The organism is Patiriisocius marinus (genome assembly GCF_008974325.1).
Taxonomy (GTDB): domain Bacteria; phylum Bacteroidota; class Bacteroidia; order Flavobacteriales; family Flavobacteriaceae; genus Patiriisocius; species Patiriisocius marinus.
In genome coordinates this window covers 109556-121282 of the sequence record NZ_BKCG01000005.1, presented here as the reverse complement: position 1 = coordinate 121282, position 11727 = coordinate 109556, and the positions used below count along the sequence as shown (strand labels likewise).

Genomic DNA, 11727 nt, shown 5'->3' with positions numbered 1-11727 from the left:
GATAGTGGTTTTTTATTTGTAAATCAATTATTTGATAAAAAATAGGGGGTCTTATTCCGAAAAAAACAATTTTATGACAACTAATTGGTAAAAAACAGGGGGTATAAATTAATTTATCATATTTTTGCGCTTTAATTTTGTAAATTCTGAATATTTCAGAATAAAAATCATTCACTTAAAAAGCACATTAGTATGTCCACGTTAAGATTTCATGCAATCAAAGAAACATTCAATCGTCCAGTAATAGACGTACAAGAGCCAGCAAGACGCTCTGATATTTTTGGTAAAAACGTTTTTAATGATGCAGCAATGCGTCAATATCTTACAAAAGATTCATTTAGAAGTGTACAAGATGCAGTAACAAACGGAAGTAAAATTGACCGTAGTGTTGCAGATCACATATCTACAGGGATGAAAGAGTGGGCAATTTCTAAAGGAGCTACACATTACACACACTGGTTTCAACCATTAACTGGAACAACTGCAGAAAAGCACGATGCATTTTTTGAAACTACTGAAGATGGAGCTATTGAGAAATTTGGTGGTGGACAATTAGTGCAACAAGAGCCAGATGCATCTAGTTTCCCTAACGGTGGAATTAGAAATACATTTGAAGCAAGAGGATATACAGCTTGGGATCCTACATCTCCAGCATTTATTTTTGGGACTACATTATGTATCCCTACAGTTTTCGTTTCATATACTGGTGAAGCGTTAGATAATAAAACACCTTTATTAAGAGCATTACAGTCAATTGATAAAGCAGCTACTGATGTTGCTAAATATTTTGATAAAAATGTAACTAAAATTAATCCAACTTTAGGTTGGGAACAAGAATACTTTTTAATTGATAAAGCATTAGCAAAGTCGCGTCCAGATATTAATTTAACAGGTCGTACTTTATTAGGTCATGCTTCAGCAAAAGGGCAGCAGTTAGATGATCATTATTTTGGATCTATCCCAAAACGTGCTTTAGACTATATGCGTGATCTTGAAACAGAATGTATGCTTTTAGGTATTCCTGTTAAAACAAGACATAATGAAGTAGCACCTAATCAATTTGAATTAGCACCTATTTTTGAAGAAACGAACCTTGCAGTTGATCATAACTCCTTATTAATGGATGTAATGAGTAAAATTGCAGATCGTCATAATTTTAAAGTATTATTTCACGAAAAGCCTTTTGCAGGTGTAAATGGAAGTGGGAAACATAACAACTGGTCATTAGCAACAAATACAGGAATTAACTTATTAAGTCCTGGTAGTACACCAATGAAGAATCTTCAGTTTTTAACCTTCTTCATAAATACTATTAAAGCAGTTAATGAACACGAAGAGTTATTGAGAGCAGCAATAGCAGGAGCAAGTAACGATCACCGTTTAGGAGCTAACGAAGCGCCACCAGCAATTATCTCAGTATTTATTGGTAGCCAATTAACAAACGTACTAGATGCACTTGAAAAAGTAAAGAACGGAAAGTTATCTCCAGAAGATAAAACAGACCTTAAATTAAATGTGGTAGGTAAGATTCCTGAAATATTACTTGATAATACAGATCGTAACCGTACATCACCATTTGCCTTTACAGGGAATAAATTTGAGTTTAGAGCTGTAGGTTCAACTGCAAACTGTGCAAAACCTATGACAGTATTAAATGCTATTGTTGCAAAGCAATTAATTGAGTTTAAAGGTCAGGTCGATGAGTTGATTAAAGGTAAGAAAATGAAGAAGGATGATGCCATCTTCAATGTGTTGAGAGAATATATAAAGGATTCTAAGAGAATTCGTTTTGAAGGAGATGGATACGGTGAAGCTTGGGAGAAAGAAGCTAAAAAACGTGGTCTTAGTAATAACAAGACAACTCCAAGTGCTTTAAAGGAGCAGGTTTCTAAAAAAACTATTAAGCTTTATGAAGACCTTGGTATTATGAGTAAGGTTGAAATTGAAGCAAGACATGAGATAGAAGTAGAGGAGTATGCTATGCATATTCAAATTGAAGGACGTGTGTTGGGAGATATTGCACGTAATCATGTAATTCCTACTGCTATTCGTTATCAAAATATCTTAATTGAAAACGTTCAAGGGTTAAAAGATATCTATGGTAAAGATTTTAAAAAGTTAGCTAGTGAGCAAATGAGACTTATTGAAGAAATAAGTGGTCATATTGAAAGTATTAATAAGGACATTACATCTATGATTGATGCGCGTAAGAAAGCAAATAAATTAGATGATGCTGAGAAACGTGCTTTTGAATATTGTGAACAAGTGAAACCTTATTTTGAAGAAATTAGATACCACTGTGATAAATTAGAGTTATTGGTTGATGATGAAATCTGGCCGTTAACTAAATATCGTGAGTTATTATTCACGAGATAGAAAATAATTTTTCTTTTTAAAAAGCTCAAACCTAATTGGTTTGAGCTTTTTTTTTGTTTTTATTTTATTTGATATAAAAACTATGTGTTTTTAATCGAGTATAAATGGTATATCGCCGAAAAATAATCAATATGAAAAATTTTAACAAAATTTTAACGTTTTAAAATTGGATTCAATTTGTTAAAGTTTAGCGATTTATTGTGTGTTTTAACGAAAATCGTAAAAATCATTAACAGGATTTTTCCTACAAATAATCTTAAATGGACTACGTATGCGTATTTCTACTTATAGCACGAGTCAGTTTTTGACTTAGATTTGTTGTGTAGATTTTTTGGAAAAGGATCCGTTCATTAAATCTCAAATCAAAATTACCTCCTCACAGATTTTGATAATTATTTGTAAAATTTCGCTTTTAAGTTTTTGCAGCTCAGTTGTACAACCAAGCAAATTTTGACTATTAATTTTTTAACTAACTATTTAAATATTTTTATCATGAAAAAAGTAATTTTAGGCGCAACAGCGCTACTAATGTGTGCAGCAGTAAATGCACAGGTTACGGACACAAAAGGAGCCACTTCTTCTAATTCTACGGTGGTAGCAGCAAAAGCTGGTGCAGCGGTAGATGCAAATACAGGGGAGTCAATCCAAAACGGAGACGATAACAGAGTAATGGTTCGTCAGGCAGGAGCAAGAATGTCAGTACGTACAGTTCAAAACAACGGTTCTGGTACAGGCGGTAACTTAGCACAAGTATGGCAAACAGGAGAAGTAATGCCTGGACCAAGTGGTTTAGAAAATGCTGTTGAAGTTTTACAGTCAGGTAGTTTAAATGAGTCAACTTCAATACAAGAAGGTAACTATAACGACGCATTAACTAGACAAGGACAAAATGATGATGCTAGTTCAGGAAACAGAGCTTTAATTCGTCAAGGAACTGGTAACCAAGCAGAAAACAACTTTGCAGGTATCGATCAAGATGGTACTGATAACCAAGCTCAAACTCAACAAACTTACGACAACAGTGATGCTTGGACGCAACAAGTTGGTAACCGTAACTGGTCAAGAATAAACCAAAATGCAGGTCCTAATGGATCAGACGGACATTTAGCTTCTGTTGAGCAAGATGGTGATGATAACGCATCTGATGTTATGCAATCTGGAGCTGGTGCAAGAAATAGCGCTACAGCAGTACAGGTAGGTAATGATAATTACGCTAAGCAAACTCAAACTACTGATGCTGTACAAGGTGGAGTTGGTAACTCAGCTTTAGCAAATCAAGGATATGGTTCTATTTCAGCACCACTTATTGGTTCAATCTGGTCAGGACAGTTATTAGCTGTTGATGATGTAGCAAACGGAGCTTTCTCTGGAGATGGTTCATTTGCTGGTATTGCTTTTCAAAACCAAAGTGGTAGCGAAAACACTGCTGAGTCTCACCAATTTGGTGCAGATGGTGTTGATGGAAACTACTCTGAGCAAAATCAAGGTGGATCTAACAACGATGCCTTTGTAGTTCAAAATGCTTATGGTAACCCAGCAGGTGGAGCGAACTATGCTCGTCAAGATCAAGACTCTAATGCTACTAACAGTGAAGCTGGTATTGCTCAAAATGGTTTCAACCACAAAGCTTACCAAAGACAATCTGGAGATGATAACAATGCAATGTCTACTCAAAGAGGAAACGGAAACATCTTAAACACTTACCAAGATGGAAACAGTAACCGTGCAACTACTGCACAAAGAGGTGCTGATAACCAAATCCTTTTAGTACAAAGAGGTGGTCATAGCTACGGTGTAACTCAAAACTTACCTAATGGAACTCCAGTAGGATCTCCACACGCAGGAAATGTAGTTGATGTTTTACAATTAGGACCTGATGGAGACTTTTCAACTGATGGAATTGACTGTGTAATTCCTGATGCAATGACTCCAATGGATACTCCTGATATGGGGAACTTTACAATCGATGCTCCTTGTGATGGATGTTAAGAATTTTTCTTAACCGAAATTAATATTAAAAAACAAAGGTGCAGCAATGTGCCTTTGTTTTACTATTTTTTATAACTTTAAAAACAATCACGATGTCAAATAGAAAAATTACTACAATGAAGGCTTTAGTTCTACAAGCAGCTATTCTATTTTTTTGCGCTCAGGTTTCTTTCGCGCAGACTTATGGTGATGATAAAGATTCTGATGTTGATAATGCTCAGAAAATAGATAATGTTCAAGGGTTGTTTTCTTTAATAGGGATCAACAATCAGGCAAACTCTAGAAATAGTACCTTGCAAGGAAACTCAGTTTTTATTAGACAAATAGGTTCTTTAAATAAAGTAGCTATTTCAGTAGACACTCAAGCAAGTGAAATAAAATTAACTCAAAATGGTAGTTTCAATCAAACCAATTTAGATTACACAGCAAATACTGCTTATGCAGATTTAGTTCAAAATGGAAATTATAATAGCATTGTTGATTATGTTAATGATAGTCAGGCTGACGTTTCTTTAGAACTAGTACAGGATGGTGATAATATTACATTTGAACGTTTTGGTGTAAATAATTTAACAAAATCATTGAAGTTTAAACAAACAGAAGCTTCTCCTACAATTATAGTAAGAAGTTATAATTAACAAATAATGGATAATAATAGAATTAGGAAATACATACTTAATTTTATATTCACTCTTTTTTCGATTAGTACCACTTTTGCCCAATTTTACAATAAGGAGGTGAAAGCTAGTATTAAGGTAGAAAAAAGCAGTGAATTCTATACATTTAAAGCTATATCTGAAAATCTAACTCCCTCAGATTACAACTTGCGCTATGAATTCATGGTCTTTAAAACAGACGAAAATAACAACTCTTCAAAATCAAGCCAAGAAAATAGATTTTTTATAAAAGCAAATGAAAAACAATTATTATCTTCAGTAACAATTAATTACAATGTAACTGGTAAAATCGTGATAGCACTTCTTATCTATGATGAGAATGATAAACCAATAGGTCAAGATAGAATTGAACTATCTGAAGGAGGGCAAACACAATTAGAGGATTATCCAGAAAAAGCAGAAGCGGTAACCCGAGATCAAGCAGCACCTCAAGACGGTTTTGTCAAAAGAGGGCTTGTGTTGAAAAAAACATTAACAAAAACAGGGTCAGACTTTTATAGATTTTTCTATGAGAAATGTTATAACCTTGGCTTAAAAACTCCTCATGATATATTAATAACAGAATCATTTGCTAGAGGTCGAACAACTAGAATAGAGGTTTTAGTAGAAAACAAATTAGTATGGCAATTTTTCTCACAGCCTAAAAAAGATTTTTTGAAGCAAATGGCTGAAACTGCTTTTGAACGGTCAATTGCACAATTAAGAATTTTACAAAAACAAGATAAACAACTAACACAGTATTAAATATGGAAAAGAACCTAACTGCTATTTTAGTTATTTCAATGTTGTTTATAAGTAGCTGCTGTTTTTCACAACAACTATCTTATAAGCCTAAAAATCCAGCTTTTGGAGGAGACACTTTTAATTATAACTGGTTATTAAGTTCAGCAACTGCTCAAAATGGTTTGCTAGCTCCGGTAAATCCAAATGAACAATTGTCTGAACTAGAACGTTTAGCACAAACCTTGCGAACTCAAGCTTTGAGTCAAATTTCAAGAACCGTGTTACAGCAACAGGTTGGGGGTTTAGGGGATTTAACAGAGCCAGGATCCTATGTAATAGGAAACCTCACGGTTGAAGTTTTTGAATCAAATGAAGGATTAGTTATAAATATATTTGACACTTCAAACGGAGAGCAAACTCAGGTAGTTATACCTATTGGAGGCTAATTATTTATTCTGATTTTTACAACGATAACCCAAATTCCTTATGATAAAATTTTTAAAATTTATTTTTACCGTAGGCTCACTTTCTTTATGTTCTTGTGCGGCTATGTTTAATCAACCTTTAGAGAGAACTCCTGCTAGAGTTGGAGAGCATTCTCGAAGCACTAAGTTATTAGAGAATTTACCAGAAGCATCTTTTCCTGTTGAAGTAGCAGTGTATAATTTTAGCGATCAAACTGGACAGTATAAACCTGTTGAAAATGGTAGTACTTTTAGTACTGCAGTTACTCAAGGAGGAACTACTATATTATTAAAAGCATTAGAAGATTCAGGTTGGTTTGTGCCAATTGAAAGAGAGAATTTGAACAACTTGTCTACTGAGCGAAATATAATAAGAAACACTCAGCAAGAATATATTAAAAACCTCGATCCTAATGTGCCTCCATTGCCTGCGCTTTTGTATGCAGGACTTTTGTTAGAAGGTGGTATAATTTCATATGATACCAATATTGTTACTGGTGGAATTGGAGCACGTTATTTTGGTATTGGTGGCTCTACACAATATCGTCAAGACAGAATTACAGTTTATTTAAGGGCAGTTTCTACAACAAATGGTGAAATATTAAAAACTGTATATGTTTCTAAAACCATACTATCACAAGCTCTTGACGCAAGTTTTTTCAGATTTGTAAAATTTCAAAGACTTCTTGAAGCTGAAACTGGAATTACTCAAAATGAACCAGGGCAAATTGCGGTAAAAGATGCTATTGAAAAAGCTGTTCACGATTTGATTATGGAAGGAATAGTTGATGATATTTGGGGAACTAAAGAAGGGAATCAACTAGATGAAAAGATAGCTGCTGAATACCTAGCAGAAAAAAACAAAACAGAATCAATCGAATTGTATGATAGGATAATGGTAGATAATAAACATAAAACTTCAATTGGATTAAGTGGTGGTACTACATTGATTGATGGAGATTATTCTACTCAGAAACTAAGTTATTTCTCTCGATTAGAATTGAAACAGCGACTAAATAAATATTTGAGTGTTTCGGCTTCATTTGGTTTTCTTGAGTTAAGTAATGGAGAGCAATTTTCAAATCGATTTGGCGATATAAACTTAAATGCTCATATAGATATGTTGCCAAGAGATGACTTTTCACCTTTTGTATATGCTGGTGGAGGTTTAGTAAATGAAATAGATGATATTAATCCAAAATTAACTTACGGTGATACACATTTTAAAATGCAATTTGGCTTAGGAATGCGATATCGTATTACACCCCGTTTCGACTTCAATATTTTTGCAGAGCAAAATGTAGCTTTTAGTGATGAACTAGACAAGTTAGCTCAAGGTACAAGAGATGATTTTTATTATGCTTTTGGTGTTGGTATAAGCTACAACTTTAGCCCTAAGTTTGGGTGGAAAAAGAAAGCAGATGAACCAGAAATAGTAGAATAACCATTAGATAACAGAGATACATTATGAAAACAATAATAAAATATTTTATAGCAGTACTATTTCTTTGCGCACTTGGTTGTTCTGAAGATACTTTGGATCCAGAAATTACGGGAACAATTACAGGTGTTGTTGTCGATGAAGAAACTGATGAGCCTTTAGCTGGAGTGGTTATAAAAACTAATCCTACTACTACAACTACCATGACGGCTTCAAATGGTACCTTTACGATTTCTCCAATTGCTGTAGATGATTACTCTATACAGGCAGAGTTTGATGGTTATACTACTGGATTTGAACCTGCAAGTATTACTGAAAATAATATTTCAGAAGTAATCATTGAGTTAAGTAAAAATACGGAAGATAATGATCCGCCAACTGTACCGCAGTTAATTTTACCTGAAGATGGCGCAGAAGATTTGGATTTGGAAGTTCAGTTTATTTGGGATGCTGAAGACTCTGATGGTGATGAGATTACGTATTTACTTCAACTTCGAAATGGTTTAACTCAGGAAATTCAAGATTTTGAAGTTGTACAAGATACATTTTTTACGGTATCGGGTTTAACATTAGCAACAAATTACTTTTGGGAAGTTACAGCAGATGATTTAGAGAATGATCCTGTAACATCCTCTATCAGTGAATTTACAACATTGACACAGCCGGATAATCCTTTCTTTTTTACAAAACTTGAGGACGGAAATAACATTATATATTCTGGAAACCAAGGTTCTGGAGCAAACCCACAATTAAATCAAAATATACTTCAATTAACTAATGCTGAAAATAATAGTTTTAAACCTAGAAAAAATGCTACAGTAAATAAAATTGCCTATTTGAGGAATGTAGGAGGGGATACTCACATATTTACAATGAATTTAGATGGAACTAATAAACAACAGGTTACAAATGCAATACCTTTAGGTGGTTTTAGAGTGGAAGAGTTAGGTTTTACTTGGGCACAAGATGGAGGTTCTATTTATTACCCTTATTTTGATAAATTATATAGAATTAATGTAGATGGGAGTTCGCGAACATTAATTTACACAACACCTGATGGTTCTTTAATTTCTGAAATTGAAATACCACAATTTAATCAAGATTTACTGTTGTTAAAAACAAATAACTTTCAAGGTTATAACGTGCGAATCTATACCTATAATACAATTACAAATGCTGAAGAAAATATCATTTTAGAAAATGTACCAGGAGCTGCACTGAGTATTGATATTTCAGCTGATGGGAATAGAATTCTCTATTCAAGAGATATTGATGAAGCTGAAAATACTAACTATCGAATATTTAACGCTAGACTGTTTGAACACGATATAGCTTTAGAAACTACAATTCAAATAGGAAATGATGTTGTTGCAGGCCAAAATGATTATCAATGTAGGTATTCACCTAGTGAAGGTGGAGTGATTTTTACAAGACAAGAAAATTTTCCAAGTGCTGTGCCTAGTGTGTATACATTGCAGTTTGGTCAAGATGATAATGATAAACAAATATTTGAACCTGGTTTTTTACCAGATTGGGAATAATATTTAACTGACAAACCAAGAGTTAAAGCCCACTTCATTGTGGGCTTTTTTTTTAATATGTATTTTTGTGACACAGTTAAAATATATGAGCCAAGAAATTTCAAAAAGATATGCCCAACGTGGCGTTTCAGCAGGTAAAGAAGATGTGCATAATGCAATCAAAAATGTAGATAAGGGATTGTTTCCTCAAGCATTTTGTAAAATTGTTCCAGATTATCTTACGGGTGATGAGGATTACTGTTTAGTAATGCATGCGGATGGAGCAGGTACAAAATCATCTTTAGCTTACATGTACTGGAAAGAAACTGGTGATATTTCTGTATGGAAAGGTATTGCTCAGGATGCACTTATAATGAATGTTGACGATTTATTATGCGTAGGTGCAGTTGATAATATTACACTTTCTTCTACAATAGGTAGAAACAAAAATTTAATTCCTGGTGAAGTAATTTCACAGATTATAAATGGAACTGAAGCGTTGCTTGAAGGACTTGCAGATCACGGCGTTAAAATCCACTCTACAGGTGGTGAAACTGCAGACGTAGGTGATTTGGTACGAACTATTATTGTTGATAGTACGGTTACTGCTAGAATGAAGCGAAGTGATGTAGTTGACAATGCAAATATTAAAGCTGGTGATGTTATTGTGGGTCTTGCTTCTTTTGGGCAAGCTACATATGAAACAGCTTATAATGGAGGAATGGGTAGTAATGGTTTAACAAGTGCAAGGCACGATGTGTTTAGTAAAGTTTTAGCTGAAAAGTATCCGGAAAGTTACGATCATGCTGTGCCTGAAGAATTAGTGTATAGTGGGTCAAAAAAATTGACAGATTCGGTTGAAGGAAGCCCATTAAATGCTGGTAAATTAGTGTTGTCTCCAACAAGAACTTATGCACCAGTAATTAAAAAGATTCTATCAGATATTGGTGGTGAAAAAATTCACGGAATGGTTCACTGTAGTGGTGGAGCACAGACTAAAATTCTGCATTTCGTTAATAACCTTCATATTATTAAGGACAACCTTTTTAAAACTCCTCCTCTTTTTAAATTGATTCAAGAAGAAAGCGGAACAGATTGGAAAGAAATGTACCAAGTATTTAATATGGGGCATCGTATGGAACTTTATGTTCCACAAGAAATTGCTGATTCGATAATTGAGATTTCTGAATCTTTCGGGATTCCTGCTCAAGTTGTTGGTAAAGTGGTTGAGTCCACTTCTAAAAAGTTGACTATTAAGAGTGAATATGGAACGTTTGAGTACTAGAAATGTATTTAAATTAGGTCTATTAATATAAGATGTAAACAACATATTTTATTCTGAAATTTTATAGAAACTTACACTTTTTAAGTTGTAAAATTTCGGCGAAAGCATTACACTTATTTATTGTAAATTTGACAAAAATCTGCCTAAATTAGGCAATCCAAACATATGTTAGAAAAACTTCAAATTGTAAAAAATCGTTTTGATGAGGTGAGTGATTTAATCATTCAGCCAGATGTTATTAGCGATCAAAAACAATACATCCAGCTTACAAAAGAATATAAAGACTTAAATGCTTTAATGAAAAAGCGTGAACAGTATTTAATGGCTACTGAGCGTATTGCTGAAGCTGATGAAATTCTAGCGGATGGAAGTGATGCAGACATGGTTGAAATGGCTAAAATGCAAATGGATGAAGCAAAATCAAAAATTGAAACTCTAGAAGAAGAGATTAAATTTATGCTTATTCCAAAAGATCCAGAAGATGCTAAAAATGCAGTAATGGAAATTAAGGCTGGAACAGGTGGTGATGAGGCTAGTATTTTTGCTGGAGATTTACACCGTATGTATACAAAATACTGCGAAAGCAAAGGTTGGAAAACAAGTGTTGTTGATTTTAGTGAAGGTACAAGTGGAGGTTACAAAGCTATCCAGATGGAAGTTGAAGGAGAGGATGTGTATGGAACATTGAAATTTGAAGCAGGTGTACACCGTGTTCAAAGAGTACCTCAAACTGAAACTCAAGGTCGTGTTCACACCAGTGCTGCTACTGTTATGGTTTTCCCAGAAGCAGAGGAGTTTGATGTTCAAATTGAAATGAAAGATGTTCGTATTGATTATTTCTGCTCATCTGGACCAGGTGGACAATCTGTAAACACTACGTATTCAGCTGTAAGGCTAACCCACGTGCCTACTGGATTAGTGGCACAATGTCAAGATCAGAAATCACAACATAAAAATAAAGAGAAAGCTTTTAAAGTGTTACGTTCTAGATTGTATGATTTAGAATTAGCAAAAAAACAAGCTGAAGATGCATTAAAACGTGGTTCGCAAGTTACTAGTGGAGACCGTAGTGCAAAAATTAGAACATATAACTATTCTCAAGGTAGAGTTACTGATCATCGTATCAACTTAACATTGTATGATTTAAGTAATATTATCGATGGTGATATTCAGAAAATTATCGATGAACTTCAGTTAGTTGATAATACTGAAAGGCTTAAGGAAACCGGAGAGTCATTTTAATTGAATTAAA

General features: G+C 33.9%; 9 protein-coding genes. All 9 read left to right on the top strand.

What is annotated here, in order from left to right:
* Positions 1-192 precede the first annotated feature (192 nt).
* The 9 genes from GBH57_RS10545 (at position 193) to prfA (ending at position 11717) form a co-directional block, all read left to right on the top strand.
* On the top strand, positions 193-2376 hold the full coding sequence (locus tag GBH57_RS10545) for a glutamine synthetase III family protein (RefSeq protein ID WP_151674460.1): 2184 nt from the start codon (positions 193-195) through the stop codon (positions 2374-2376).
* Positions 2377-2868: 492 nt separating this feature from the next.
* The gene (locus GBH57_RS10540) at positions 2869-4365 is read left to right on the top strand and encodes a curlin (RefSeq protein WP_151674459.1); all 1497 of its coding nucleotides are present in this window, start codon (positions 2869-2871) and stop codon (positions 4363-4365) included.
* A 92-nt stretch (positions 4366-4457) separates the two neighbouring features.
* Entirely contained in the window at positions 4458-5003 is a 546-nt protein-coding gene (locus tag GBH57_RS10535) for a hypothetical protein (RefSeq protein WP_151674458.1), read from the top strand.
* Between the two features lie 99 nt (positions 5004-5102).
* The gene (locus GBH57_RS10530; RefSeq protein ID WP_161596091.1) at positions 5103-5786 is read left to right on the top strand and encodes a CsgE family curli-type amyloid fiber assembly protein; all 684 of its coding nucleotides are present in this window, start codon (positions 5103-5105) and stop codon (positions 5784-5786) included.
* A 2-nt stretch (positions 5787-5788) separates the two neighbouring features.
* Complete coding sequence (locus tag GBH57_RS10525; protein WP_151674456.1) at positions 5789-6211, top strand: curli assembly protein CsgF; 423 nt, start codon at positions 5789-5791, stop codon at positions 6209-6211.
* A gap of 40 nt (positions 6212-6251) precedes the next feature.
* Positions 6252-7673 carry a CsgG/HfaB family protein gene (locus GBH57_RS10520; RefSeq protein ID WP_151674455.1) on the top strand — a complete coding sequence of 474 codons (1422 nt, stop codon included), beginning with the start codon at positions 6252-6254 and terminating at the stop codon, positions 7671-7673.
* 23 nt (positions 7674-7696) lie between these two features.
* Positions 7697-9211 carry a carboxypeptidase-like regulatory domain-containing protein gene (locus GBH57_RS10515; RefSeq protein ID WP_151674454.1) on the top strand — a complete coding sequence of 505 codons (1515 nt, stop codon included), beginning with the start codon at positions 7697-7699 and terminating at the stop codon, positions 9209-9211.
* Positions 9212-9296: 85 nt separating this feature from the next.
* Positions 9297-10475 (top strand): AIR synthase related protein, encoded by a 1179-nt coding sequence (locus tag GBH57_RS10510; RefSeq protein WP_151674453.1) that lies wholly within the window; start codon positions 9297-9299, stop codon positions 10473-10475.
* A 165-nt stretch (positions 10476-10640) separates the two neighbouring features.
* Positions 10641-11717: a peptide chain release factor 1 gene (gene prfA, locus GBH57_RS10505; RefSeq protein ID WP_151674452.1), complete on the top strand. Its 1077-nt coding sequence runs from the start codon at positions 10641-10643 to the stop codon at positions 11715-11717.
* Positions 11718-11727: the final 10 nt, after the last annotated feature.

Bases quoted from the DNA above. Each gene is read 5' to 3' on its own strand.
- GBH57_RS10535 (WP_151674458.1), top strand. From the start codon at position 4,458: ATGTCAAATAGAAAAATTACTACAATGAAGGCTTTAGTTCTACAAGCA.
- GBH57_RS10510 (WP_151674453.1), top strand. From the start codon at position 9,297: ATGAGCCAAGAAATTTCAAAAAGATATGCCCAACGTGGCGTTTCAGCA.
- prfA (WP_151674452.1), top strand. From the start codon at position 10,641: ATGTTAGAAAAACTTCAAATTGTAAAAAATCGTTTTGATGAGGTGAGT.
- GBH57_RS10540 (WP_151674459.1), top strand. From the start codon at position 2,869: ATGAAAAAAGTAATTTTAGGCGCAACAGCGCTACTAATGTGTGCAGCA.
- GBH57_RS10520 (WP_151674455.1), top strand. From the start codon at position 6,252: ATGATAAAATTTTTAAAATTTATTTTTACCGTAGGCTCACTTTCTTTA.
- GBH57_RS10525 (WP_151674456.1), top strand. From the start codon at position 5,789: ATGGAAAAGAACCTAACTGCTATTTTAGTTATTTCAATGTTGTTTATA.
- GBH57_RS10515 (WP_151674454.1), top strand. From the start codon at position 7,697: ATGAAAACAATAATAAAATATTTTATAGCAGTACTATTTCTTTGCGCA.
- GBH57_RS10545 (WP_151674460.1), top strand. From the start codon at position 193: ATGTCCACGTTAAGATTTCATGCAATCAAAGAAACATTCAATCGTCCA.